The following is a 25883-nucleotide window of genomic DNA, read 5'->3' on the forward strand; positions in this document are numbered from 1 at the left end:
CAAGTACACAGTGGCATGAGCGCAACGGTGACAAGAGATATCGCGGCAGAGATCGCAGCGATCAAACTGTTGAAGGCTCGCTACTGCCGCTACCTGGACACCAAGGACGAGGCGGCGTGGCGTGCCCTGTTCGCCGACGACGTCGTCGTGGAACTCGACTTGGCGCCGGCGACCGGAGGCGCCGACCCGATGACCGCACCGGCGATCGTGGGCGCCGATGTGTTCGTACCGGCAGTGATGGGCACGCTGGCCGATGCCGCGACGGTCCACCACGTCCACACACCCGAGATCGAGCTGACATCCGACAGCACCGCCACCGGCATCTGGGCGATGGAGGATCGGTTGGTATATCCGGGGGGCCGAGCCCTGCACGGCGCCGGTCACTATCACGAGACCTATGCGAAGAACGACGGTGAATGGAAGATCAAGACCCAGCACCTGACCAGGTTGTGGGTGGACACCGTCGGTGACTGGTCCGGATCACTTCCGACGAGTTGACCTGCAGTGGTGCGAAACCGGCCGGCTGGTGGCGCCCTCCGGCCGGTTTCGCCATCATCCTATGAACATCTCGCCGAATCGCTTGATGTAGTTCACCGCGGCCTGCGGGCTGGAGCCGTCGACATGGACCACCGTCCAGGTGGCACCCCTGGCACCGAGGTCGTCGAGGAACTCACGCGCGGCGCGCACCGAGGCGGAATCATCGAGATCTGTCGGAGGACAGACCACCTGGATGTCGATCGAGTCGGGGTCCCGTCCGGCGTCGGCCAGCCGCTTCCGAAGTACAACGAGTTCCTCGGAGAACTGAGCCGGGGTCTCGATGGCCGATGTGCGGATCGCCGACGCCATCGACTTGTCCACGATCAACGGCATCCAGCCATCGCCGTACTCGACCACGCGACGCATCGCTGCGCGGCTGTTGCCGCCGATCCAGATCGGCGGGTGTGGACGCTGTGTCGGTCGCTGCAGCCACAGCGGTCCGGTCGCCTCGAAACCGCGGCCGCGGATGGGTGTCTCGGCGTCTGTCCAGATCGATCGCAGCGCAGCGAGGGCCTCGTCGAAAAGGGCTGCCCGCAACTCGAAGTCGACTCCGACTGCGGAGAATTCCGATCGTAGGTAACCTGCTCCCACCCCCGCCACCAGCCGACCGCCCGAGATGATGTCCAGACTTCCGAGCGCCTTGGCCGACAGGTACGGAGTGTGGAACGGCAGTACGTACAAGTTCGTGACGAGTTTGATCTCGTTTGTCACACCCGCCATGAAGCTCAGTGCGGCAATGGGATCGAGAGTGTTGTGTCCACCGTTGGTACGCCATTTCAGCGAGGGCGCGGGGTGTTCACTCAGAGCCACGCCGGAGAACCGCGACTCTTCTGCCTGCGCGACGATGTCGCGGATGACATGGGGGTGGAGAAAATCGTCGGAAGCAGCCGGCAACTCACTCGGATACTCCAGGACGAATCTCATCGGAGGGTGCTCTACCATCGGGTCATTCTCCTTCTTCGGGCGTGTCACCGTTTATACGGTATGCCTTACGGTAAGAGTTTTGCCATTATGTTCGGCGCATCCACTGCGAGAGGTCGTGACGGCGACACCATCCGCGTGATTCGCCACCGAACTACTTGCGGTATGTATTATCGTTGCGCTGCTCAGCGTGTTCTCTCAAACCAGGCGCTGATGAATGGGAGTCCGCGATGAGGCGAGGGCCGGGGCAGTGCACCCACGATGCAGGAGTGCCGCGGTGACCGCGATCCCCCAAGGTCCCGGGGACGTGACCGAGACCTGGTTGTCCAGCATCCTCGAACTGCATGGGCACACCGCCCGCGTCAGTGCGGTGGCGGTCGAGTCGATCGGGACCGGACAGGTCGGCGCCACCTTCCGCGTCACCCCGACCTACACTCAGCGATCCGGTGGTGTCCCCGACACATTCGTGGTGAAGCTGCCCGCAGCCGACGAGAACGTCCGCAGCTCTGTGACGTTCGGCTACCGCAGCGAATGCGCGTTCTACGCATCGGTCATGGATCGTGTGGTCGTCCCGGTTCCGGACTGCTATCACGTCGACGTCAGCGCAGACGCAGCCGACTTCGTCCTCCTCCTGGCCGATCAGGTCGGTGCGCAGCAGGGGGATCAACTGGCCGGGTGCGGATTCGACGAGGCTGTCCTCGCCGTCCGGGCCATCGCCGGCTTGCACGGACCGACGTGGAACGATCCGTCATGGCGGGATTTCGAAGGACTTGCGTTCAATCTCCGGGACGAGGAGGCGATCCGCGGCCTCGGGGATTTCGCGAGGATGAGTGTCGACCTCGCGTTTGACAGGATCGGCGACGAACTCGACCAGGGTGACCACGAGACACTGTCCGCCACGATGGGAGCCGTGACCAGCTGGCTGTTGTCCGAACCTGATCGCGCCACGTTGTTGCACGGTGACTTCCGTCTCGACAACCTACTGTTCCACGAGGACGGTGAACGTGTGGCAGTGGTCGACTGGCAGACCCTCGGACTGGGTCTGCCCACTCGCGACCTGGCGTACTTCACCGGTACCAGTCTCGCGCCGGATGTACGGCGCGCCCTCGAGCGGCGATTGGTCGATCATTACCATCGAGAGCTGATCGGTCACGGTGTGTCCGGCTATTCCCGCGCCCGGTGCTGGGAGGACTACCGACTGGGAATGGTCCAGGCGCTGTAGATCCCGTGCATCGCGATTGCCACCTCCACGGAGACCGCTCGCGGTACGGCGATGTTCGTCGCCATGATTCGACGGGGCTGCGACGCCATTCGCGATCTGGGTACCCTCGCACTCATCCCTGAGGCATCGGACCCGTAGGAGTGCTTGTGGGACAGGCCATCCGGCGGGTGCGAGAGCCGGCGGTGACGGAGTGCGTCGTCAGTACTGGGTGCTGCCGAGGTCGACGGCGATCGCGGCCGCGGTGATGCGCTTCGCCGCGTCGCTTGCCAGCCACACGACGGTATCGGCGATGTCCTCGGGCTCGGCAACCCAGTCCGGCAGGAACGGGGTTCCCATGTTGGCCAGCTGCGGGTAGGTCTGCGCCGAACTCATGATCTTCTCGACCATGTCACCGGAGCCCATGGCGGTGTTCACTGCGCCCGGGTGCACACTGTTGACGCGGATCCGATGTCGGCCCAGCTCGGCGGCGAATCCCCGGGCCAGCCCGGTGACGGCATGCTTGCTGGCGGTGTAGTGGACCATGAATGGCTGCATCTTGATGCCTGCTGCCGAACTGATCAGGATGATCGACCCTCCTTCGCCGCCCTCGATGATCTTGGGTGCGCCGGCCATCACCGCGTTCCAGGTGCCGGTCACATTGATGTCGAGGAGCTCACGGAAGTCGTCGAGGGTGATCTGATCCCAGGGCTGCGGCGAGGCTATGCCGGCGTTGGCGACCACGATGTCCAGGCGGCCGAGTTCGGCGACGCCGTCGTTCACCGCTGCCGCGAGCGCGTCCAGGTCCCGGGTGTCGGCGACCGTCGTCAGGATTCGGCGTCCCTGCGCCTCGACGAGCTTGACGGTTTCGTCCAGGTCGTCCGGTGTGGCCGAGTCGTAGGGGACGAAATCGGGCAATGGGCCGGCCAGATCGACGCCGATGATGTCGGCACCCTCTGCGGCCATCTGCACAGCGTGGGCGCGGCCCTGGCCGCGTGCGACGCCCGTGATGAATGCAACTTTTCCGGTGAGCCGATCGGTCACGCGCATGCTCCTGTCCCGCGCCGGCTTGACTGCTCCCGCCGGCCACTGTAGTAAGTGTCACTGTAATCCTTACCATAGATCATTCAGCTCGGGCTCGGAGATGGACGAACGTGTTGTTGGGCTCGGCGGGGACGTCGAGACGAGAGGATCGGAAAACATGGGAGACACAGCGGTCACGAACGAGGACTTCGCCGAGATCCTCGCGCACACGAAACACTTCGTCCGTACCGCGGTGGTGCCTCGCGAACAGGAGATCGCCGCAGACGACCGGGTGCCGGAAGACCTGCGCGAGCAGGCGAAGAAGATGGGTCTCTTCGGTTACGCGATCGGCCAGGAGTGGGGCGGACTCGGCCTGGACCTCGCTCAGGACGTCGAGCTCGCGATGGAGTTCGGCTACACGTCGTTGGCGTTGCGCTCGACGTTCGGCACCAACAACGGCATCGCCGGGCAGGTGCTGGTGAACTTCGGTACCGACGAACAGAAGCAGAAGTGGCTGGCCGGAATCGCATCCGGCGACGTCGTCGCCTCGTTCGCGCTGACCGAGCCGGGCGCGGGATCGAACCCGGCGGGCCTGCGCACCAAGGCCGTGCGTCAGGGTGACGGCTGGGTGATCAACGGCCAGAAGCGATTCATCACGAACGCCCCGGTCGCCGACCTGTTCATCGTGTTCGCCAGAACCCGCCCGGCCGATGGCGATGGCGCGGGTATCGCGGTTTTCCTGGTACCGGCCGACACGCCAGGTGTCGAGATCGGGGTAAAGGACGCGAAGATGGGGCAGGAGGGTGCGTGGACGGCAGACGTCTCGTTCAGTGACGTCCGCGTCGCCGACGAAGGCCTCGTCGGCGGCTCCGAGGACGTCGGCTACCGGGCGGCGATGATCTCGCTTGCCCGCGGACGCGTGCACATCGCGGCGCTGGCGGTGGGATCGGCGCAGCGGGCACTCGACGAATCCGTGGCGTATGCGGCTGCCGCGACCCAGGGCGGCACTGTGATCGGCGACTTTCAGCTCGTGCAGGCGATGATCGCCGACCAGCAGACCGAGGTGATGGCCGGCCGGGCATTGGTCCGTGACGCGGCGCGCGCCTGGGTGTCCGGCGAGGATCGACGGCTGGCGCCGTCGGCGGCCAAGCTCTTCTGCACCGAAATGGCGGGCCGGGTGGCCGATCTCGCCGTGCAGATCCACGGCGGCACCGGCTATATGCGGGGTGTACCGGTGGAGCGGATCTATCGCGAGGTACGCCTGCTGCGCTTGTACGAGGGAACGAGCGAGATCCAACGACTGATCATCGGGTCGGGTGTGGTGAAGGCCGCCAAACGGGCGCAGCGCCCGGCCCATCAGCCTGTTCACAACTGACGACGATCCAGACGGCACGAGACAGGAGTTCCCATGGGAGTATTGGCAGGACGTACAGCAGTGGTGACCGGTGGAGCCCAAGGGCTCGGATTCGCCATCGCGGAACGATTCGTCGCAGAGGGAGCGCACGTCGTTCTCGGAGACCTCGATCTCGCCGCCACCGAGGCCGCGGTGAAAGAACTCGGCGGGGAGGCGGTCGCACTGGCAGTGCGATGTGACGTCACCGACGGCGACCAGGTGGACGCGCTGTTGAACGCGGCGCAGGAGGCCTTTGGTGGACTCGACATCGTCGTCAACAATGCCGGCATCACTCGTGATGCCACCATGCGCACGATGACCGAGGATCAGTTCGACCAAGTGATCGGCGTGCATCTGAAGGGCACCTGGAACGGACTGCGAAAAGCGGCTGCGATCATGCGGGAGAACAAGACCGGAGCCATCATCAACATCTCGTCGATCTCCGGGAAGGTGGGCATGGTCGGACAGACGAACTATTCGGCGGCCAAGGCCGGCATCGTGGGTATGACGAAGGCTGCCGCCAAGGAGATGGCGCACCACGGGGTGCGGGTCAACGCCATTCAACCGGGCCTCATCCGGTCGGCCATGACCGAGGCGATGCCGGAGCGCATCTGGCAGGAGAAGGTCGCCGGTGTCCCGATGGGACGAGCCGGCGAGCCGCGCGAGATCGCAGGTGCCGCACTGTTTCTGGCGTCGGACGACTCGTCATACATGACCGGGACCGTCTTGGAGGTCACCGGTGGGCGCTTCATGTGACAGCGCACCAGCGAACCCGGCCACGACAGTGAAAGAGGATGAATATGCGTGAAGCGGTGATCTGTGAACCCGTGCGGACGCCGATCGGTCGGTACGGTGGGGCACTTCGGTCCCTCACCGCAGTCGATCTCGGTGTCGCGGCGCTCACCGGGCTGTTGGAACGAACCGGAATCGCGCCGGAACTCGTCGAGGATGTGATCCTGGGCCACTGCTATCCGAGTAGTGAGGCACCCGCCATCGGTCGTGTGGTCGCCCTCGATGCAGGGTTACCGGTGACAGTGCCGGGGATGCAGGTCGATCGTCGGTGTGGCTCCGGTCTGCAGGCGGTCATCCAGGCGGCGATGCAGGTCGGCACCGGACAGAACGATCTGGTCGTCGCGGGCGGTGCGGAGAGCATGAGCAACGTCGTCTTCCACTCGACCGACATGCGTTGGGGCGGCGCGCGCAACGGTGTCAAGGTCCATGACGGCCTGGCGCGCGGGCGGACGACGGCAGGCGGCCGCTTCCACCCGGTGCCCGGCGGGATGCTGGAAACCGCCGAGAATCTGCGGCGCGAGTACTCGATCTCCCGGGCCGAGCAGGACGAGCTGGCCGCGCTCTCGCATCAGCGGGCGGTGAACGCGCAGAAGAACGGAATCCTCGAAGAGGAGATCATTCCCGTCGCCGTCCCGACGAGGAACGGCACAGATGCCGTCGACACCGACGAGCATCCGCGGGCGGACGCCACTGTTGAAACCCTGAGTCGACTGAAACCGATTCTGGCCAAGGATGATCCGGACGCCACGGTGACCGCGGGCAACGCCAGCGGCCAGAACGACGCCGCCTCGATGTGCGTTGTCACCACGCCGCAGCGGGCGGGCGAGCTCGGCCTCTCGCCGCTGGTCCGGCTGGTCTCCTGGGGGTGTTCGGGTGTGCTGCCGAACGTGATGGGCATCGGTCCGGTCCCAGCCACCGACATCGCCCTGCAGAAGGCCGACCTGACGCTGAGCGACATGGATCTCATCGAACTCAACGAAGCTTTTGCGGCCCAGGCGCTCGCGGTGATGAAGGCCTGGAAGTTCGGTGACTCGGATCTCGACCGGACGAACGTCCACGGTTCCGGGATCTCGCTCGGACATCCGGTCGGGGCGACCGGTGGTCGGATGTTGTCGACACTTGCGCGTGAGTTGCAGCGGCGCGAAGCCCGATACGGGCTGGAGACAATGTGTATCGGTGGCGGACAGGGCCTGGCTGCCATCTTCGAGCGTGTCGGTTGACCAGAGAATCGGGTAGGGCATGACAAAGTTGGCGCAGACCTTGGGGTTGACCGAGATCCAGTCCGAGATCGTGGCGAATGTTCGTCGGTTCGTGGACAAGCAGATCATCCCGAATGCGCAGGAACTCGAGCACGCCGACGCCTATCCGTCCGAGATCGTCGACGGGATGCGCGAGATGGGCCTGTTCGGGCTGATGATCCCCGAGGAGTACGGCGGGCTCGGTGAGTCGTTGTTGACCTATGCGCTGTGCGTGGAGGAACTCGCCCGCGGCTGGATGAGCGTGTCGGGGGTGATCAACACCCACTTCATCGTGGCCTACATGCTGCGCCAGCACGGCACCGACGAACAGAAACGGCGTCTCCTGCCGCGGATGGCCACCGGCGAGGTGCGTGGCGCTTTCTCCATGTCCGAACCCGAACTCGGGTCCGATGTGGCCGCGATCAAGACGACCGCCAAACGCACCGGCGACGGCGACTATTCGATCAGCGGCCAGAAGATGTGGCTGACCAACGGTGCCAGTTCCACACTCGTCGCCGCCTTGGTACGCACCGACGAAGGCCACGAGAAACCGCACAAGAACCTGACCGCCTTCCTCATCGAGAAACCTGCCGGATTCGGCGAGGTGCTCCCCGGACTGACCATCCCGCGCAAGCTCGACAAGATGGGCTACAAGGGCATCGACACCACCGAACTCGTCTTCGACGGCTACCGCGCGTCCGCCGACGACATCCTCGGCGGCGAGCCCGGCAAGGGCTTTGCGCACATGATGGACGGCGTCGAGGTGGGGCGGGTCAACGTGTCCGCGCGCGCCTGCGGTGTCGCCCAGCGTGCCTTCGAACTCGCGGTGCGTTACGCCCAGCAACGCTCCACCTTCGGCAAGCCGATCGCCGAACACCAGGCGATCGCGTTCTCGCTGGCGGAGATGGCGACCAAGGTCGAGGCCGCACACCTGATGATGGTCAACGCCGCCCGGCTCAAGGACTCCGGCGAACGCAACGACGTCGCGGCCGGCATGGCCAAGTACCTGTGCAGCGAGTACTGCGCCGAGGTCACCCAGGCGAGCTTCCGCATCCACGGCGGCTATGGCTATTCGAAAGAATTCGAGATCGAACGCCTCATGCGTGAAGCGCCCTTCCTGCTCATCGGCGAAGGCACCAGCGAGATCCAGAAGCAGATCATCAGCAAAGGGCTGCTCCGCGAATACCGCGAGTGATCATCCAGATCTCTTCGCGGTCTTCGCGAAGTTGGCGGTCGCCACGACCGCCAGCCGTTCGGGATCCGTGCCGTGGACATCGACCTGGACGACCACCGAGCGCCGCCCGGAGTGGATGATCCTGGAACTGGCGCGGGCACGACCCGCGGTGATGGGTGCCAGGTAGCGGATGTTCATGTCCGAGGTCACCACGCCGACATCGGCCGGACAGCTCTCCAGAGCATGGATCCCGGCCACCACGTCGATGAGCGTCGCGATCAGGCCGCCCTGGATGCCGCCACGATGATTCACCACGTGCGGAGCGGCGGGCAGCTCCACGACGAACTCGTCGCCGACGCGGACGGCATCACCGATTCCGATCTGTGCGAACAGGTCTCGGATCGTCAACAGTTCGGATTCGGCGGGCCCTTCGCCGTGCGCAGTCGTGTCCTCCGGAGTCGTGAGGCTCATGTCGGTCACCGATCCGCGTCCGTGAAACGGATGACGCCACGGATGTTCCGGCCTTCGATCATGTCGCGGTACCCGTCGTTGATCTGGTCGAGACGATACTCGCGCGTCACCATGTCGTCGATCCGCAGATCGCCGAGCTTGTACAGTGCCAATGCCTCCGGTATGTCGAGATGAGGGTTACCCCCGCCGAATATGCTGCCGCGCAGATTCTTCTGGGACCTCGCCAACAGCGAGAGGTTGAGCATCGCCTCGCTTGCGGTGACACTGCCCATCCCGGCGATCACACAGGTTCCGTTCTTTGCGGTGAGGTGCAGCCAGGACTCGGCTTCGCGTCCGTCGCATTCGCCCACGGTGACGATCACGGTCTTGCACATCCGGCCCGCAGTCGCCTCGGCGATGCCGTCAGCGGCCGACTCGAGTGTCGAGTACGTGTGTGTTGCACCGAATTTCGTGGCCTGCGTGCGCTTCCATTCGACCGGATCGACGACGAAGACGCGTCGGGCGCCGGACAGCAACGCGCCCTGGAGTGCTGCGGTCCCGACACCTCCGGCGCCGATGACCGCGACGTCGTCACCCGGTCGCACATCCGCGGTGTGCACCGCAGCACCGTACCCGGTGGTCACGCCGCAACCCACGAGGCAGGCGACCTCGAACGAGATCGACGGATCGACCTTCACCACAGAGCTCTGGTGAACCACGGCCCACGGCGCGAACGTGCCCAGCAACGACATGGGATGGACATCGCGGCCCCTCGCGTGGACGCGGTAGGAGCCGTCGGAGATCGAAGCGCCACCGAGCAGATGAACGTCCATGTCACAGAGGTTGCGATTGCCCGACTGACACGACCGGCATTTTCCGCACGAGGGATGAAGGACATGACAACGTGATTCCCCGATGGCGAGGTCCTCGACACCGGGCCCCACGTCGACGACGACCCCGGCACCTTCATGACCGCCGAGGATGGGAAACGTCGCGCCAGGGACGTTTCCGGACACGACATGATGGTCGGAGTGGCAGAGTCCGGCCGCCTCCATCCGCACGAGAACCTCACCCCGTCGCGGTTCGCCGATCTCGATGTCCTCCACCGACCACGGCTCCCCAACGCCCCAGATGACCGCACCCTTTGTCTTCATCACGCCTCCGCTTGTCGTGTGCCGGCGGCTGCCGGTGCGCTCTTGTCGGATTCGGGTCCGACGTGGACGAAGAGCTCTCGCAGACCGCGTGCGTCGACCTTTCCGGTACCCCCGCGGGGGACCGTGTCGTCGGAGTCCAGCACCAGCCAGAGCGTGGGGACCTTGAACGAGCTCATCACCTTTTTGGCCGCACGCCTGAGGTCATCCGCGCTCACCTCGCGATGACACACCACCGCGGCCGCCACCTGCGGTCCGGTCGCGCCGTCGACATGGGTGACAAACGCATTGTCCACGCCGTCGATGCTCTTCAGCGCCGCCTGTACCTCACTCGGGTACACCGTCGCTCCGCTGACCTTGACCATGTCGTCGGACCTGCCGTGATAGAACAGGAATCCGTCCTCGTCGAGATGACCGAGATCGCCGGTCCGGTAGGAACCGTCGGCGGTGAAGACCTCCTCGCGCTGCCGCCGGCAGATTCCGAGCAGAACGTGTGGCCCGCGCAGCCGGATCTCGCCGGTGCCGCCGACCGCCACGGGTGCGCCCGTCTCCGGATCGGCGATGCGGATCTCCATGCCGTCGAAGGGTTTCCCGCAGCTGCCCCACGCGGACGGTGGCATGTCCCGGTCGGCAGGATAGCCGCTGTAGGGACCGAACGACTCAGTCATCCCGAACAGATTCGCCCGGGCGCCGCGTTCGGCTCGCTGATCGACCGGGAGCAAGGCGTCGAGGCTACCCGCTCGCAACGAGGACAGATCCGCGCCCACCGTCTCGGACTGGCGCGCGAGGGCCGCCGCCTGATCCGGCCAGCCGCGGAACAGGGTGACCCGCTCGCGTTCGAGGAGCTCCAACGTCGTCTCGGGCACCGGGATCTCTTCGGTGATGAGAGTGGCACCGGCCAACAGGGCGGACAGGATGCCGGCACCGAAACCACCCACCCAGAAGAACGGCATCGGCAGATACAGCCGGGTGTCGCTGTCGATACACCGGGCGGTGAGCCCAGAGCCGACCGCGCCGAGTGCACCGCCATGGGAGTGGATGACCCCCTTCGGGATTCCGCTGCTGCCCGAGGTGAAGATGATCACCATGGGGTCACCGGGGGTGACCGATTCGGACAGCGCGTCGACCACTGGCTCGGTGTCAGGTGAATGGTTCGTGCCGAGAACCTCGTCGACCGTCCAGATCCGACGCAGCGCAGGAAGTCCCGGTTCGATGAGTTCACCCGGTTCGAGCACGCCGCGATCGAGAGCGGCGGCAAGGTCGTCGAGGTATCGATGCCCGCGGAACTCCTCGGTCGTGATGAGATGCGAGACGGACGAGACCTCGAGCTGGGCCCGGAGTTCTCGGGGGGCGAGGAGCGTGCTGAACGGTACGAGCACGGCGCCGATCCGGGTCAGCGCGAGGGCGATCTGGACCCAACGGGAGCTGTTGGGCATGATCAGCCCGACTCGGCTACCCGGACCGATGCCGGCCTCCACGAACGCGGCGCCGAGCGCTCTGGTGGACAGGTCGAGTTCGCGATAGGTCACCCGGACCGCCGGATCGATGACCATCAGCTTGTCGGGAGTCTCGCGGGCACGTTCCCGCAACAGTGACGCGATCGTGCGCGTGGCATCGTCAGCCATGGCGGTGCTCTCCCTCCACGAGGAGTTTTCGCACCGCGGTCAGATCGGCTTTTCCGGACGGTGTGCGGGGAATCGCATCGACGACCATGATCGCGGTGGGTATCTCATACCGCGCCAGCCGATCGGTCAGATGGTTCACCAGCTCGGCCTCGGATACCGTCTCACCCGTGCGGAGTTCGACCATCGCGACGGGGGTCGCGCCCAGCCGGTCGTCCGGACGTCCGACCACTGACGCACCTTCCACCGAAGGGTGGCTTTCCAGCGCGGTGCGCACATCCTCCGGGATGATCTTGAAGCCACCGCGGATGATCGCCTGATCGGCACGACCCAGAATCCACAGGAAACCGTCGTCATCGATGCGCGCGAGATCGGTGGTCCGAATCCAGTCCGCGGATCGGCCGAGTTGTCCGGGCCTGACCTCGAGCAGTCCCGCCTCGTTCGGCCCGAGGACCGATCCGTCGTCCGCGACGGTCCGTAACTGCGATCCCGGGTTCGCCCGCCCGACGCTGCCGCGCTTGCGCGACCAGAACTCGCGGTGGTCGGCAAGATTCCATCCCGCCACGCCACCACCGAATTCGGTTGCCGCATAGGAGGTGAGGACCGGGATGCCGAACTTCTCGGCGAAGGCGTCGGCGTCCTCGGCCGACAAGGGCGCCGTGCCCGAGGTGACGGCGCGAATGCTCGAGAGATCGTCCCGGGTCAGGTCGGAATGCAACACCATGCGTACTGCGGTCGGGACGAGCGACACTGCTCGGGGGCGGAAGCGCCGCACAGCGTCGGCCCACGATTCCAGGTCAAACCTCGGGAGCAACACATAGGGCCGGGCGGCGACGACGCACTGCAGGGTCCGGAACACGCCACCGATGTGGACCAAGGGGGCGTTGACGATCGCGACCCCGGAGCTCAGTTTCGTGGGCGCGTCGTCGTCGGCGGACTCGGGTCCGAGCACGCTGTGCGCGAGCATGTCGTAGGTGAGCTCCACCCGCTTGGGCGGCCCGGTCGTGCCACTGGTGAGCATGAGGATGGCCACGCCCGGCCGAGCGCCGCCACCGTCGACCGATGGCCCGCTCGCCGGCGCCACCTCGGGCTCCGCGGTGACGTCGGAGATCGTGATCGTCGTGGTCGGAGGCCGCGGATCGACCAGCTTCGCCAGGTCCTCGGCCTCGCCGACGATGATGGGCAGCTCGAGAGCGGCGATGTCGGACCGGGTGCGTGCGTCACCGCGCGACGGGTTGATCACCACCACACAGCCGCCGGCGAGTAGTACGCCGAGGAAGGCGGCGACATGGACCGGCCGGTTGCGCAGCAGGATACCGACTCTGGGCGCGGCTCCGGCGCTGTGTTGCACGCAGAGGGTGTTGACACGGTCGGCCAGATCGCTGATCTGGCCCCAGGTGGTCCACCGACCGTCGTACTCGATTGCATCCGCATCGCGGTCAAGGGTCAGGACGGATGCGATGCGCCGGGTGAGGCGATGCGCGGTGGCGGTCTCTATGAGGCCGGGCTCGTTCATCAGCGGATCCTCGGGGTTGTCGGTGGTCGCGGTGCGCCGGTACCCGGCGCCGGGACGGTGAGTTCAGTCTTCGCGATCGGATTGCCGAGCCGGGTGTAGATCAGTCCTTGATCCATCGCCGCCCGGTAAGGCTTGTCGAGCGACTCCCAGATCGCCTTCACCGTGCCCTGGGTGGCGGTCGGGGGTTTGGCGGCGATGGTTGTCGCGATCTCGTGCGCCCGGTCCCAGAGTTCGTCCGGTGCGGTGATCTCCGAGACGATCCCGATGCGCAGTGCGGTCTCCGCGCCCACCCGTTCGTCGTTGCCCATCAACGCGATTCGCAGTGTCTCGCCCAGTCCGGCGCGGCGCATCAGGCCGACCGGTTCGAGAGCGGAGACCAGGCCCGCGGTCACGTGGGAATCGAAGAACGTCGCCGCGGTCGAACAGATCACCACGTCGGACTCGTTGACGAAGTAGAGCGCACCGGCGGTACACATGCCCTGCACCGCACAGACGACCGGTTTCCACATCTTTTGCCATTTCGGGCTGAGCAGCTCACCCGGATCCTCGTGATTCCAGACGTTGTCGGGCTGCCCGTAGGAGCCCTTCACATCGAGTCCCGCGCTGAAGGCCCGTTCGCCGGCGGCCCGGAGCACGACGGCGCTCACCCGTTCGTCGAACTTGACGAGATGCCATGCGCGCTGCATCTCCTGGCACATCGTGCGGTTGAAGGTGTTGAGGCGGTCCGGACGATTCAGGGTGATGGTGGCGACGTGGGCGTCCTCGTCGACCTCGAGGAGGATGGTCTCGAAGTCGACGCCGTCGGCGTCTGTGCCGCTCATCGACACTGCCACTGCGGCGCCCGCTTCTCCACGAACGCACGCGGTCCTTCGAGGGCGTCCTCGGTGCGAGTCACCCGTTCCCGGAACGATTCGGCGAGCATCTCGGCCTCGTGCAGCGGAAGGTCGAGGCCCTTGAGAATGGCCAGCCGGGTGCCGCGGACGGCGAGTGGTGCGTTGGAGTTGACGATATCGGCGATCTCGTGCGCACGCTCGACGAGCTGGTCGTGTTCGACCACCTCGCTGATCATCCCGAGTTCCAGGGCTCGGGTGGCGTTCATCCGCTCGTGTTTACCCATGAGTGCCATCCGTAGTGCCACCGACCGGGGGAGTACCCGCGCGAGCCGCACCACTTCCCGGCCTGCCACGAGCCCGATGCTGACGTGGGGATCGAAGAAGGTGGCCTTCTCCGAGGCGATGATGATGTCACCTGTGGTGACCCAGTCCAGCCCGGCTCCGCAGCAGATCCCGTTGATCGCCACGATCACTGGCTTCGCCATGGTTCGGAAGGGCGGTGTGCCCTCCTGCGGCGCCTCCCACTGCGCGTAGGTCGACAGGTAAGGCCGCTCGTTGACCACCTTGCCGTCGCCCGGGATCTCCTTGACGTCGGCGCCCGTACAGAATGCACGACCACTCGCCGTGACGATGAGCGTCCAGACCTGGTCGTCGTTCTCCGCCGCGTCGTACGCGCTACGGAGTTCGGTGATCATGTGCGGACTCAGCGCGTTGAGCGCATCGGGTCGGTTCAGGGTGATCGTGGCGGTGTGCCCGTCGACCTCATACTTGATGGTGTCGAACGACATGTGCATTTTCCCTTCGTCGTGGTGCCGGGAGCGATCGCGCGGCGGTGATTCGGTCGATGGTCGGCGGGCGGTCATCGCCCGCGGAACTCGGGTGTCCTGCGCTCTCGGAAGGCGGCCAGGCCTTCTTTGAAATCTGCTGTGCGGCAGGAGATTTCCAACGCACGAAGCTCGGTGTTCATCGCTTCGGTGAGCGTCGATCCCTGACTGTGATTGATCGCGTCCTTGGCGAAGCCGAGCGCAACGGTCGGACCGCCGGCCAGGCGATCGATCAGTGCGTCGGCGACCGAGTCGAGGTCATCGTCCGCGACGGACTGGTGGATGAGACCCCAGTCCTCGGCTTCGGCGCCGCCGACCTTGTCGCCCAGCAGAAGCATCTTGCGCGCCCGCGCGACGCCGACCAGACGGGGCAGCAGCCAGGTGGAACCGGAGTCGGGGCTGAATCCACGAGCGACGAACGGCTCCCAGAAGACCGCGTCGTCGGCGGCCACGGTGAAGTCCGCGGCCAGAGCGAGATTGCAGCCGAGCCCGACGGCCCAACCCCGGACAGAGCAGACCACCGGCAGGTGGATGTCATGGACCAGTTCGATGATGCGATGCGCTGCGTGCGGGATTCGGCGGACGAGGTCTCCGGTGCGCGGCCGCTGACGGTCGCCACTGTTGGTCGCCACCCAGTCGGCGCCGCCACAGAAGTTCGAGCCGTTGCCGGTGATGTGGATCGCTCGGAGCGAGTCATCACTTGCGGCCGCTGTCAGCTCACCGATCATCGTTTCGACCATGGCCGGGCTCATCGCGTTGCGCGCGGTGGGACGGTCCAGGATCAGCTGCAGCGTCGTCCCGTGCCGCACCGCCCGGACCTCGCCTGTCCGGTCTGTCGAGCCGCCGTCATCGGTCACCGTTGAAACCACACCTTCCCGAGGGATACTGTTACCTATACGGTAGGCACTACCGTTAATGCTTCACACAAGTTATCAAGGAATGGCGACCGGCGGAACCGGGACCGCCGGAGGAGACGGCATATGGCGCAGGACGAACACCCGCCCGCGGCGGCGGTCATCGATGGTCGGCCCACAGCACCGCGCTTCGGCGAGGAACCGCTGAGGCAGACGCGCGAGGCGTCGGCGGCCCTGCGGCGCATCGCCGGTCTGCTCGTCTCACTGGAACACGAGCACCCGACCGTGGACGCGATGATCGCGCAGCTCGGCGCCTGGGAAGACGAACTGACCCTGGCCGTCCCTCGCGATCCGCGGCCCCGATTCGGCCCGGACCAGACCGTTGACCAGCGGGTCTACCTCGATCACGCCTTCGACCTCGGATCCTTCAATCCGAGCTTTCCGGAGTACCGGTTCGCGCGGATCGACGCAGAATCTGCGCGTGGCTCGGTGACCTTTCCGGTCGTGTACGAGGGGCCTCCCGGACTTGTGCACGGGGGCGTCCTCGCCTCCTTCTTCGATTGCGTCATCCAGCATCACAACTGCGCGGTCGGCAGCGCGGGGAAGACCCGTTCGCTCGACATCGCCTATCGACGACCGACGCCATTGCTGACCGCCCTCGATTTCGACGTCACCCGCGAAATCACCGAACGCGGTCTGCGGTCGACCAGTCGCCTGTTGCTCGACGGTCAGGTCCTGTGCACCGGTGAGCTCGACTCGGTCGCCATGTCGACCGAGCAGTTGGCCGCCCGGGATTTCGGCAGACGACAAGGTGCACGCGCATGACCGACGATGACGTCGCTCACCCCGGCGCCGTGACCTCGGGGACCCGGCCGCTCGAGGGTGTCCTGGTGGTCGCGATGGAACAGGCTGTGGCGGGTCCGTTCGCCACCCGCCACCTCGCCGATCAGGGCGCACGCGTGATCAAGATCGAGCGGGTGGACGGCGGAGACTTCGCCCGCGGGTTCGACACCCTTGCCAGTGGCCTCGGTGCGCATTTCGCGTGGCTCAACCGCACCAAGGAATCGCTTGCGCTGGATGTCAAGACGCCGCATGGCAAGACTGTCCTGGACGCCTTGCTCGCGCGCGCCGATGTGTTCCTGCACAACCTCGCGCCCGGCGCGGCAGGTGATCTGGGACTCGGCGCCGCGGAGCTGACCGAAGCTCATCCGTGCCTCATCGTCTGCGAGATCTCCGGATACGGGAACGGTGGACCTTACGATTCGCGCCGCGCCTATGACCTGTTGATCCAGAGCGAAGCGGCGGTCGTGTCGGTGACCGGTACGGTCGACGATCCGATCAAGCCGGGGATCGCGATCGCCGACATCGCCGCCGGTTGCTACGCCTATTCCTCGGTGCTCACCGCACTGTTGGCCCGAGAACGAACGGGCCGGGGGTGTGTGCTGGATGTGAGCATGCTCGACGCGGTGACCGAATGGATGGGCTATCCGCTGACGGTGTCCAGGCACGGCTCGGTGCCGCGCATGGTCGTCGGAATGAGCCACCCGGCGATCGCGCCGTACGACGCATACCCGGTGGGAGACGGCAGCCGCATAGCGTTGAGCGTGCAGAACGACCGGGAATGGGTGCGTCTGGCACGTACCGTTCTCCGCCGCGACGACCTGGTCGACGATCCGCGATTCGCGACCAATGCCGCCCGGGTGCAGAATCGCGCGGAGGTCGACAGCCTGGTCGTCGAGCGGCTCTCGGCACTGGACTTCGCCGCGGCCGAGCGGTTGCTCCTCGGCGCGGGACTGGCCTGCGCCAAGATCAATTCGGTGGCCGAACTCGTCGATCACCCGCAACTGACCGCGCGCGCCCGCTGGGCGGAGGTCGACTCACCGGTGGGCACCCTGCCCACCCTGCTACCGCCGGCACCGAGCTCAGGATGGGACGTGGCTCTGGGGCCGATCCCCGAACTCGGCGCGCACAACGAACGAATCCTGTCCGAACTCGGCCTGGCCGACACCGACCACGCGACCTCGCCATCGGCGCAGGCCGTACCGAGCTGATGCACACGCATCTCTCGACCGACAGCAGTACCAGAAAGGGAATCACCATGGCCGACGCCAGTGGCGCCGACGACCGGGTGTTGTTCGAGCTCGACAAGGACAGCCGGATCGCGACTCTCACGTTCAACAACCCCGGACAGCGCAATTCCTACGACAAGGCGATGCGTGACGAGATCGCCCGATGTCTCGATGTGGTCGTGGACGACGACGACATCACGGTCGTCCTGCTGCGCGGCGCGGAGGGCGTGTTCAGCACCGGCGCCAACATGAACAATGCGTATGGCTGGTACGGCGGTGAGCGCAACGGCTCCGCGGAGGGTGCAGGCCGTCCGGCCAAGAACCGGCCGAGTCAGCGCCGGCGCCTGATCGTGGACCGCAAGACGTTCGACTTCTACCACGAGTTCCTCGGCTTCCCGAAGGTCACCGTGGGCGAGATCAGCGGATACGCGCTCGGTGGTGGCTTCGAGATGGCGCTGATGACCGATATCTCGATCATCGCCCGGGACACCAAGATCGGCATGCCCGCCACCCGATTCTTGGGTCCGGCGCTCGGCAGCCTGCACATGTTCTTCCACCGTCTCGGACCGGTCCTGGCCCGCCGCCTCCTGCTCACCGGAGACATCGTCGAAGCGGCATCGCTGGAACATCTCGGCGTGTTCACCGAGACCTGCGACGCCGGCGATGTGACCGCCCGGGCACGCTATTGGGCGGAGAAGGCCGCCAAGATGCCGGCCGACGGAGTGGTCATCGCGAAGGAGGCATTCCGCCTCGTCGAACAGAGCCAGGCCTATCAGGGGGAAGAGGTCGCCAGCTACCTCTTCCACGCGTTCGGGACGAACTTGCAGTTCTCGCCCGGCGAGTTCAACTTCGTCAAGACCCGCGCCGAACACGGGACCAAAGAGGCATTTCGACTGCGTGACGAGCACTTTCACGTGCCGGAGCCGGATCGGTCGTGAAAAATCGAGCTCCGTAAGGGGTTCTCCTGGGCAGCTCGAAAACCTATACTGTTGTCCATACGGTAGTCGATACGTCGCTGCCGTGCCCGAAGCATGACATCAACCACGCTGTGACAGCAGCCCGTCCACCCGAGGTCGAATTCTGATGCCCACACCCGTCATCGTCGGCGCCGTACGCACGGCGATCGGGCGTTCCTTCAAGGGAACGCTCGTCAACACCCCCACCGAGCAACTCGCCACCGCGATCCTGCCGGAGGTGATCCGCCGATCGGGCGTCGATCCGTCTGAGGTGAACGACATCATCTTCGCCGAGACCAATTACGGCGGTGGCGACATGGCACGGTATGCCGCCGCGGCCAACGGCATGGACAGTGTTCCCGGACAGGCGGTGAGTCGGCATTGCGCCGGCAGCCTCACCGCCATCGGGAACGCCGCCGCCCAGGTCGGGTCGGGAATGGAGAAGGTCGTCGTCGCCGGTGGCGTCCAATCGTTGTCGACTGGGCCGCTGATGAAATGGCGTGTGCCACAGGCGGGAGAGGAGATGACCTTCATCGAGCCCTGGATTCCGCCGAGTCATCCCGAGACCCCGGACGCACCGACACTGGACATGGCGATAACGGTCGGGTGGAACACCGCGAAGAAGGTGGGTATCACCCGCGAAGAGATGGACGCGTGGGCCGTGCGCTCGCATGAGCGCGCCATCGGTGCAATCGACGCGGGCAAGTTCGTCGATGAGATCATGCCACTCAAAGTGCAGCTTCCGGACGGCTCGATGGTCGATTTCGCCGTCGACGAGTTCCCGCGTCGCGGGACCTCGATGGAGCGGCTCGCCGCCCTCCCGGTCCTGCATCCGGAGATCGAGGGGTTCTCGATCACCGCAGGCAACAGCAGCGGGATGAACGATGCCGCCGCGGCCGTCACGGTTGTCGATGACGCCTATGCCGCGGCACACGGACTCGACGTCATGGCGTCGGTCCGGGCCTGGGCATCGGTGGGTGTTGCACCGCGCGACTGCGGTCTCGGGGCGGTGAAGGTGATCGGTCCCGTGCTCGAGCGCGCCGGACTCGAGGTCTCCGACGTCACACTCTGGGAGATCAACGAGGCCTTCGCGTCGGTGCCGATCGCTGCCTGCCGTGAATACGGGATCGACGAGGACATGGTGAACTTCTCCGGAAGTGGTTGCAGCCTCGGACATCCCATCTCGGCATCAGGCGCGCGGATGGTCACGACGCTACTCTACGAACTCAAGCGTCGTGGTGGAGGAATCGGTGTCGCGGCGATGTGCGCAGGCGGCGGGCAAGGCGGCGCGGTCGTCGTCGAGGTCGAGGGCTGAGGGGAAGCGCATGTCGGACGAAGTTCACCTGGAGCGTCGGGGACGCATCCTGATCATCACCATCAATCGGCCGCAGGCCCGTAACGCCATCAACCGGGCTGCCAGCCAGGCCATCGCGGACGCGGTCGACCAACTCGACGAGGATCCGAGCCTGTCGGTGGCGATCATCACGGGCGCTGGGGGCAATTTCAGCGCCGGTATGGACCTCAAGGCGTTCGCGGCCGGCGAGGTGGTGGCCATCGAGGGCAAGGGCATGGGGTTCACGGAGCGCCCGCCGGTCAAACCCATCATCGCCGCGGTCGAGGGGTACGCGCTGGCCGGTGGGACCGAGATGGTGTTGGCGACCGACCTGATCGTCGCGTCGAAGTCGGCCAAGTTCGGTATTCCCGAGGTCAAGCGCAGCCTCGTCGCGGGCGCCGGAGGCCTGTTCCGTCTGCCCGAACGGATTCCGTATCAGAAGGCACTTGAACTGGCGCTCACCGGCGACACCTTCACCGCCGAGCAGGCCGAGAGGTACGGGCTCGTCAACATACTCGCCGAGGACGGCAAGGCCCTGGAAGAGGCCATCGCGCTCGCCGAGCGCATCACCGAGAACGGGCCCCTGGCGATCGCTGCGACCAAAGAGGTCATCGTCAAGTCGCGCAGTTGGGGCGAAGACGAGAAGTGGCAGAAGCTGATCGAGACCATCGTGCCGGTGTTCGCGTCCAAGGACGCGCAAGAGGGTGCGGCCGCTTTCGCCGAGAAGCGCAAGCCGAACTGGACCGGCGCCTGACCCCGCTGCCGACGTGCGGCAAATGTTCAACATCACAACATATCTGAGGAGACATTGATGTCATTTGAAGGTGAAGTCGTTCTGGTCACCGGCGGTGCCGGTGGTCTGGGCGCCGCAACTGTGCGGAAGTTGCACGCCGAGGGGGCGTCGGTCGTCATCGCCGATGTCAATGACGAGCCCGCACAGCAGCTGGCGGACGAACTCGGCAACAAGGTCGTCTACGTGCGCACCGACGTGCTCGACGACGATTCCGTCAATGCGGCACTTGCCAAGGCCGACGAGCTCGGCACCCTTCGATACGCCGTCATCGCGCACGGCGGTATCGGCGTACTGGAGAAGATCGTCAACCGCGACGGAAGCCCGCACAGCAGCAAGGGATTCACCGACACGATCGCGCTGTATCTCACGGGTACCTACAACGTGCTCCGACTGACCGCGGCCAAGTTGGCGACGCAGGAGAAGAAGGCAAACGGCGAACGTGGCGCGATCGTCATGACGAGTTCGATCGCCGGCTTCGAAGGGCAGATGGGCCAGTCCGCGTACTCCGCCGCCAAGGGCGGCGTGATCTCGCTGACGCTCACCGGCGCGCGGGATCTGAGTTCGGTTGCGGTGCGACTCAACAGTATTGCGCCGGGTACCATGCGCACCCCGCTGCTGGAGCTGCTCGGGGAGGAGGCACTGGACAAGTTCGCGACCAACATCCCGTTCCCGAAGCGCCTCGGTACCCCGGATGAGTACGCGAGCCTCGCCGCATACCTGTTGGAGAACACCTACATCAACGGCGAGGTCGTGCGCATCGACGGCGCGCAGCGTTTCCAGACGCGCTGACGTAAGAACCGAATCCGATGGATCTGGGATTACGCGATGCCACCGTTGTGGTGGCGGGCGGCGGTCGTGGCATGGGCCGCGCCGCCGCCCGGTGTTTCGCGGACGAAGGCGCGCGAGTCGCGATACTCGCGCGCACACGAGGCGATCTGGACGAGACAGTCGAGGATCTGGGCCGCCGCGGCAGTCCCGACGCAGTGGGCCTCACGGTCGACGTTCGTGACGATGAGCAGGTGACCCGGGTCTTTGCCGACCTCGGGACACGGTGGGGGGAGCTCAACGTCCTCGTCAACGCGGTGGGACCGAACGTGAGGGGGACGGTCGAGGATCTCACCGACGATCAGTGGCGCGTGGCGTTCGACGACGGCGTCCTCGGGATCGTGCACCCTGTGCGTGCCGCGTTGCCATTGCTGCGGAAGGCGGAGTGGGCAAGGATCGTCAACTTCTCAGCCAGTTCAACTCAGCGACAAACGGTTTCATTGGCCGCCTACACCGCGGCGAAATCGATGGTCACGAGCATCTCGAAGAATCTCTCCCTGCAACTGGCAACTGACGAGATCTTGGTGAATGTGGTCTCGCCGGGCAGCGTGGCATCGGATTCGCTGATCACCTGGGCACGTTCGGTCGGTGTCGAGACCGACGACCCCTACGTCTTGATGACGGCCATCACCGAGCATTTCGGGCACCCTGCCCACCTGCCGCGCGTCGGCCTGCCCGAGGAGATCGGGCCCGTGGTCGCGTTCCTGGCCTCGCGCCGTAATTCGTACATGACAGGCGCGAACATCAACGTGGACGGCGGCACCGACTTCACCTGAGGCCGACGGCAACCGCCGTGAGCGGAGCGAGCCGGCATGTCGAGACCACCCTGTAAGAAGCATGCACGGCCTCAGAGTCGAATCGCGGCCCCTCCGATCATCGACGCGATGAAGCCTCCATCGATCTCGATGTTCTGGCCGTTGATCCATCGCGCGTCGGGCGAGCCGAGGAAGTCGATGGCCGGCACGATGTCGTCGACGGTGCTGTGTCTGCCGACCGCCGCGCGCACCATGTCCAGTGCGTCCTTGCCCATCGACTGTTCGAAGTCCGTCAGGATCGGGGTCTCCACCGGACCCGGGCTCACCGTGTTGACCCGGACCCCGTATTTCGTCCAGGCCGGCCCGGAAAGGCGCTTGGCGTACACGATCAGGGCCTCTTTGGATGTGTTGTACGCGGGATAGCCGGGTTCCGCGTCAGCGAGCCACGCGTCCACCCCGGAAGCGTCTACGGCATCAATCAGACCTTCGATGTCGGGAAGCCTCTGCCGCCAGGCCATCCCCGCGGTCGATGCCACCGCGACGACGGACCCTCCCGGATTCAGCAGGGGGAGCATGCCCTCGGCCATCAACCGGACGCCGAGATAGTTGATCCGCAACACGTCGCTGTCAGGAGCGGTTCCGGGAACCCCGGCAACATGGGCCAGGAGATCCCATCCCTCGCCGATCGTGGCGAGGAGCTCGCCGATCGAATCGGCGTCGCGCAGGTCGACCTGTCGATGCTCGGTGGCCGGGGTGTCACCCGGCTTGATGTCGACGGCGAGGACATGGTCGCCCCGGGTGTGGAAAAGAGCCGCAGTCGCGGCCCCGATTCCCGATCCGGCACCTACGACGACGACCCTGCGCGGATCGGAACCCATCGGTGTCTCCGTTCTCCGGATGGACCCGTCGCGGGCGACCCGGTTCGTGTTCATTACCGTAAGTACGACTGTAGGAGAGTCGGGTGTTTTTGGAAACCGTGCGAACACACGGTTTTGCTCAGGGCGACGCAATGACCGATCATTCGTGCAGCCCCCTTTGGCATGAGCTTCGAATGGCCTATAGTATGGCTTACGGTAACTCGGGCAAACGCCGAGTCGGCACCCGCTGAGCTCGCCGTACAGGAGGATGAAGTGACCCACACGAAGCTCGTCTTCGACCCGTTCTCACGGGAATTCTTCGATGGTCCGTACGATATCTATCGGCGGATGCGTGAAGAGGCTCCCGTCTATTACAGCGAGGAGTACGACTTCTACGCGCTGAGCAGGCATGAAGACGTCGCCCCCGCGTATCGCGACTTCGAGACATACTCCTCGGCTCGAGGGATCGATCTGGCGACGGTGCGCGAGGGCAAGATCCCGCCGCACAAGTCGATCATCGTCCTCGACCCGCCGGAGCACCGGCACATGCGACGGTTGGTCAGCAAGGTCTTCACGCCGCGGGCGATCACCGAGCTGAGAGGCATGGCGACCGAGCAGATCGATCGCTTTCTCGGGCAGGTCGACCCGGCAGGGTTCGACATGATCCACGACTTCTCGGCATTGTTCCCGATCGAGATCATCTCGCGGATGCTCGGTGTGCCAGAGGATTCGCGGACGCAGGTGCGTCTGTGGACCGACGACCTGCTCCATCGTGAGGTCGGTCAGATGGAGATGTCCGAGGTCGGCTACAACGCAGTCGTCGAGCTCGCCCGCTTCTACTACGGCCTCGCCGCGGATCGACGCAAGAATCCGCAGGACGACATGATCACAAAGCTGACCGAGGCCCAGATCGAACGAGACGACGACGAGCCGCCGACGTTGAGCAACATGGAGATCGCGATGTTCGCGTCGCTGCTCGGTGGTGCGGGGGCCGAAACGGTCGCGAAGCTCATCGGCGGTGCGCCGGTCACCTTCGCGCGATTCCCCGACCAATGGAAGAAGCTGCAGGAGGACCGCAGCAAGATCCCGGACGCCGTGGAGGAGTTGCTCCGATACGAATCCCCGAACCAGTACAACGTGCGGTACTCGATGAAAGAGATCACCTTGCACGGTGTGACGATCCCGGCAGGCAAACCGGTCTTCTTGATGCTGGGCTCGGCGAACCGTGACCCGGACGCGTTCACCGACGCCGATACGTTCGATATCGATCGAGATCGGTCGGAGGCACCGAGCCTGGCATTCGGCCTGGGTATTCACACCTGTCTCGGCGCGGCTCTCGCGCGCATGGAGAGTGCCATCGCCCTCGAGCGGATACTCGATTTCATGCCGGAGTTCGAAGTGGACTTCGACAACTGCACTCGTGTCAGTATGCAGAATGTTGCGGGTTACGACCATGTGCCGGTGAAGATCCTGAAATGATGCGGTCGTCCGTCGGCGGACTGTGATCCGCCGACGGACATTGCGCATGGCACGTCGCGACACCACGCGGACAGACAACGACAGAGGGCAGCCGGTGAGCCGGCTGCCCTCTGTCGTATCCCTTGTGAGAGGGCCTCTGTCAGGTGGTGACCACTGTTGCCCCGGCCGTCCCGGGAGCGCCGTACAGGAGTGCGAACCCGGCCTTCGGTTCACCTGGGACCTGGCGGTCGCCGGCGGTGCCCCGCAGCTGGAGGACGAGTTCGTGTAGCTGCCGAAGGCCGGATGCGCCGATGGGCTCACCGTTTGCGATCAGTCCACCGTCGGTGTTGACCGGCATGGACCCGCCGATCTCGGTTGCGCCGTCGGCGATGAGCTTCTCCTGGTCTCCGTCGGCACAGAAGCCGGCCTCTGCCATGTGGATGACCTCGGCGCCGGCATCGGTGTCCTGGAGCTGGATGACATCCACGTCCTCCGGCGATATCCCGGCGGTCTCGAATGCCGCGCGCGACGCGAACACCGACGGAGAGGCCACCTCGTCGACCGGCGCGAAGGTTGTGTTGACCTCGTAGGCGCCATATGTGCGTGTGCGTACCTCCACGGCACGCACGTACACCGGCTTGGTGGTGAAGCGATGCGCGATGTCCGCCCGGCACATGATCACGGCCGCCGCACCTTCGTCGGGCGCGCAGAACATGTAGTGGGTCAACGGGTAATTGAGCATCGGCGCGGCGAGGATCTCTTCTTCGGACACCGGCTTGCGCCGAAACGCATTGGGATTCAGCGCACCGTTGCGGTAGTTCTTGTTCGCGACCTTGGCCAGTGTCTGCGCGGAGATGTCATGATCGTGCAGATAGCGATTCGCCTTCATGCCGAAGAACTGAGTGGTGAGATACTGTCCGTTCTCGCCGTACCACTTCGGCATGCCCACGAGGGTCGGGTCGACGGTGAAGGCTCCACGCGGGTGCTTGTCGAGTCCGATGGCGATGCCGATGTCGTACTTGCCCAGCCGGATTGCGTCGGCGCAGGCTTCGGTCGCGCTGGCACCCGTGGCGCAGGCGTTGAAGACGTTGGTGAAGGGGATGCCGGTGAGTCCCATCAGGCTGACGATCGCGTCCGGGTTGGCGACCTCCCAGCTTCCGCCGACCGCGAACTGGATGTCCTTCCATTCGAGGCCCGCGTCGGTGAGTGCGGCACGGATCGCGTCGGTGCCCAGCTGCATCGCCGTCTTGTCGAATCTGCCGAATGGATGGATACCCACCCCGATGATGGCTACGTCATTCATGAAAGCTC

The 25883-nt window shown here is 65.4% G+C and carries 24 protein-coding genes and 1 pseudogene; 14 read left to right on the plus strand and 11 right to left on the minus strand.

What is annotated here, in order from left to right; genetic code table 11:
* The first annotated feature begins 15 nt into the window (after window positions 1-15).
* Window positions 16-498 carry a nuclear transport factor 2 family protein gene (locus AAFP35_RS14655; protein ID WP_419222361.1) on the plus strand — a complete coding sequence of 161 codons (483 nt, stop codon included), beginning with the start codon at window positions 16-18 and terminating at the stop codon, window positions 496-498.
* A 54-nt stretch (window positions 499-552) separates the two neighbouring features.
* On the opposite strand, the gene AAFP35_RS14660 is transcribed toward AAFP35_RS14655, so the two are convergent.
* Complete coding sequence (locus AAFP35_RS14660; protein ID WP_419222362.1) at window positions 553-1479, minus strand: LLM class F420-dependent oxidoreductase; 927 nt, start codon at window positions 1477-1479, stop codon at window positions 553-555.
* A 196-nt stretch (window positions 1480-1675) separates the two neighbouring features.
* Between AAFP35_RS14660 and AAFP35_RS14665 the strand changes: the two are divergent.
* Window positions 1676-2818: pseudogene (locus AAFP35_RS14665) on the plus strand (phosphotransferase family protein).
* A gap of 60 nt (window positions 2819-2878) precedes the next feature.
* On the opposite strand, the gene AAFP35_RS14670 reads toward AAFP35_RS14665, so the two are convergent.
* A complete protein-coding gene (locus AAFP35_RS14670; RefSeq protein WP_419222363.1) occupies window positions 2879-3700 on the minus strand; it encodes a mycofactocin-coupled SDR family oxidoreductase in 822 nt (273 codons plus the stop codon).
* A gap of 157 nt (window positions 3701-3857) precedes the next feature.
* Between AAFP35_RS14670 and AAFP35_RS14675 the strand changes: the two genes are divergently transcribed.
* From AAFP35_RS14675 to AAFP35_RS14690, 4 genes are read left to right on the plus strand one after another with little or no spacing between them, the layout of a single operon-like run.
* A complete protein-coding gene (locus AAFP35_RS14675; protein ID WP_419222364.1) occupies window positions 3858-5054 on the plus strand; it encodes an acyl-CoA dehydrogenase family protein in 1197 nt (398 codons plus the stop codon).
* Window positions 5055-5087: 33 nt separating this feature from the next.
* Entirely contained in the window at window positions 5088-5828 is a 741-nt protein-coding gene (gene fabG / locus AAFP35_RS14680) for a 3-oxoacyl-ACP reductase FabG (protein ID WP_419222365.1), read from the plus strand.
* A gap of 44 nt (window positions 5829-5872) precedes the next feature.
* Window positions 5873-7084, plus strand: coding sequence for an acetyl-CoA C-acetyltransferase (locus tag AAFP35_RS14685; protein WP_419222366.1), 1212 nt, complete (start codon window positions 5873-5875; stop codon window positions 7082-7084).
* Between the two features lie 19 nt (window positions 7085-7103).
* Window positions 7104-8297: an acyl-CoA dehydrogenase family protein gene (locus AAFP35_RS14690; protein WP_419222367.1), complete on the plus strand. Its 1194-nt coding sequence runs from the start codon at window positions 7104-7106 to the stop codon at window positions 8295-8297.
* Here the strand turns inward: AAFP35_RS14690 and AAFP35_RS14695 are convergent, their stop codons facing one another.
* From AAFP35_RS14695 to AAFP35_RS14725, 7 genes are all read right to left on the minus strand, one after another.
* Window positions 8298-8747: a PaaI family thioesterase gene (locus AAFP35_RS14695; RefSeq protein ID WP_419222368.1), complete on the minus strand. Its 450-nt coding sequence runs from the start codon at window positions 8745-8747 to the stop codon at window positions 8298-8300.
* A gap of 5 nt (window positions 8748-8752) precedes the next feature.
* Window positions 8753-9880: an NDMA-dependent alcohol dehydrogenase gene (locus AAFP35_RS14700; protein ID WP_419222369.1), complete on the minus strand. Its 1128-nt coding sequence runs from the start codon at window positions 9878-9880 to the stop codon at window positions 8753-8755.
* Window positions 9880-11502 (minus strand): class I adenylate-forming enzyme family protein, encoded by a 1623-nt coding sequence (locus tag AAFP35_RS14705; protein WP_419222370.1) that lies wholly within the window; start codon window positions 11500-11502, stop codon window positions 9880-9882. The genes AAFP35_RS14700 and AAFP35_RS14705 overlap by 1 nt, the downstream gene beginning before the upstream one ends.
* The gene (locus AAFP35_RS14710) at window positions 11495-13015 is read right to left on the minus strand and encodes a class I adenylate-forming enzyme family protein (RefSeq protein WP_419222371.1); all 1521 of its coding nucleotides are present in this window, start codon (window positions 13013-13015) and stop codon (window positions 11495-11497) included. The genes AAFP35_RS14705 and AAFP35_RS14710 overlap by 8 nt, the downstream gene beginning before the upstream one ends.
* Entirely contained in the window at window positions 13015-13836 is an 822-nt protein-coding gene (locus AAFP35_RS14715; protein WP_419222372.1) for an enoyl-CoA hydratase/isomerase family protein, read from the minus strand. Before AAFP35_RS14715 ends, AAFP35_RS14710 begins: the two co-directional genes overlap by 1 nt.
* The gene (locus AAFP35_RS14720) at window positions 13833-14636 is read right to left on the minus strand and encodes an enoyl-CoA hydratase/isomerase family protein (protein WP_419222373.1); all 804 of its coding nucleotides are present in this window, start codon (window positions 14634-14636) and stop codon (window positions 13833-13835) included. The genes AAFP35_RS14715 and AAFP35_RS14720 overlap by 4 nt, the downstream gene beginning before the upstream one ends.
* 71 nt (window positions 14637-14707) lie before the next feature.
* The gene (locus AAFP35_RS14725; RefSeq protein ID WP_419222374.1) at window positions 14708-15529 is read right to left on the minus strand and encodes an enoyl-CoA hydratase/isomerase family protein; all 822 of its coding nucleotides are present in this window, start codon (window positions 15527-15529) and stop codon (window positions 14708-14710) included.
* A gap of 123 nt (window positions 15530-15652) precedes the next feature.
* Between AAFP35_RS14725 and AAFP35_RS14730 the strand changes: the two genes are divergently transcribed.
* The 7 genes from AAFP35_RS14730 (at window position 15653) to AAFP35_RS14760 (ending at window position 22278) form a co-directional block, all read left to right on the plus strand.
* Window positions 15653-16351: a hypothetical protein gene (locus AAFP35_RS14730; protein WP_419222375.1), complete on the plus strand. Its 699-nt coding sequence runs from the start codon at window positions 15653-15655 to the stop codon at window positions 16349-16351.
* The gene (locus AAFP35_RS14735; protein ID WP_419222376.1) at window positions 16348-17577 is read left to right on the plus strand and encodes a CaiB/BaiF CoA transferase family protein; all 1230 of its coding nucleotides are present in this window, start codon (window positions 16348-16350) and stop codon (window positions 17575-17577) included. The genes AAFP35_RS14730 and AAFP35_RS14735 overlap by 4 nt, the downstream gene beginning before the upstream one ends.
* Before the next feature lie 47 nt (window positions 17578-17624).
* On the plus strand, window positions 17625-18533 hold the full coding sequence (locus tag AAFP35_RS14740) for an enoyl-CoA hydratase/isomerase family protein (protein WP_419222377.1): 909 nt from the start codon (window positions 17625-17627) through the stop codon (window positions 18531-18533).
* A 145-nt stretch (window positions 18534-18678) separates the two neighbouring features.
* Complete coding sequence (locus AAFP35_RS14745; protein WP_419222378.1) at window positions 18679-19866, plus strand: thiolase family protein; 1188 nt, start codon at window positions 18679-18681, stop codon at window positions 19864-19866.
* 10 nt (window positions 19867-19876) lie between these two features.
* Window positions 19877-20638 (plus strand): crotonase/enoyl-CoA hydratase family protein, encoded by a 762-nt coding sequence (locus AAFP35_RS14750; RefSeq protein WP_419222379.1) that lies wholly within the window; start codon window positions 19877-19879, stop codon window positions 20636-20638.
* A gap of 57 nt (window positions 20639-20695) precedes the next feature.
* Entirely contained in the window at window positions 20696-21466 is a 771-nt protein-coding gene (locus AAFP35_RS14755; protein ID WP_419222380.1) for an SDR family oxidoreductase, read from the plus strand.
* Window positions 21467-21483: 17 nt separating this feature from the next.
* Window positions 21484-22278: an SDR family NAD(P)-dependent oxidoreductase gene (locus AAFP35_RS14760; protein WP_419222381.1), complete on the plus strand. Its 795-nt coding sequence runs from the start codon at window positions 21484-21486 to the stop codon at window positions 22276-22278.
* Between the two features lie 71 nt (window positions 22279-22349).
* On the opposite strand, the gene AAFP35_RS14765 is transcribed toward AAFP35_RS14760, so the two are convergent.
* A complete protein-coding gene (locus AAFP35_RS14765) occupies window positions 22350-23135 on the minus strand; it encodes a coniferyl-alcohol dehydrogenase (RefSeq protein WP_419222382.1) in 786 nt (261 codons plus the stop codon).
* Between the two features lie 252 nt (window positions 23136-23387).
* Here AAFP35_RS14765 and AAFP35_RS14770 point away from each other — a divergent pair, with 252 nt between their 5' ends.
* Complete coding sequence (locus AAFP35_RS14770; protein ID WP_419222383.1) at window positions 23388-24593, plus strand: cytochrome P450; 1206 nt, start codon at window positions 23388-23390, stop codon at window positions 24591-24593.
* Window positions 24594-24732: 139 nt separating this feature from the next.
* Here AAFP35_RS14770 and AAFP35_RS14775 read toward each other — a convergent pair whose 3' ends face one another.
* Window positions 24733-25875 (minus strand): thiolase family protein, encoded by a 1143-nt coding sequence (locus AAFP35_RS14775; RefSeq protein ID WP_419222384.1) that lies wholly within the window; start codon window positions 25873-25875, stop codon window positions 24733-24735.
* Window positions 25876-25883 lie beyond the last annotated feature (8 nt).

Source organism: Gordonia sp. CPCC 206044, assembly GCF_048537895.1.
Taxonomy (GTDB): domain Bacteria; phylum Actinomycetota; class Actinomycetes; order Mycobacteriales; family Mycobacteriaceae; genus Gordonia.